1 pseudogene is annotated in these 242 nt (G+C 69.8%); it reads right to left on the minus strand.

From position 1 onward, the window contains the following. A pseudogene (locus tag AX709_RS15285) lies at positions 1-185 on the minus strand (D-2-hydroxyacid dehydrogenase); the annotation flags it as partial. Positions 186-242 lie beyond the last annotated feature (57 nt).

A 242-nucleotide genomic window follows, 5' to 3' on the forward strand; every position in this document is an offset into this window, starting at 1 on the left:
TCGGCGGACAGCGCCGCTGCGATCGCGGCGCTGTCCGCCGACGACTGCACGTCGGCCCAGGCGATGTCGGCGTCGCCGATCGCAGCCTGTGCATCCTCGACCGAGGTGAACCAGTGCGGGGTGAGGGCGGAAGGGAGATGCGGCTCGAGCAGCGGGCGGGCGATGGCGGGGAGCACGGCTTTCATGGGGACTAGTTTATGCTGTGGGGTGGGGAAGGGAAGGGGCCGCTGATGATCCACGCG

The organism is Sphingomonas sp. CCH15-F11 (assembly GCF_001557005.1).
Classification (GTDB): Bacteria; Pseudomonadota; Alphaproteobacteria; order Sphingomonadales; family Sphingomonadaceae; genus Sphingomonas.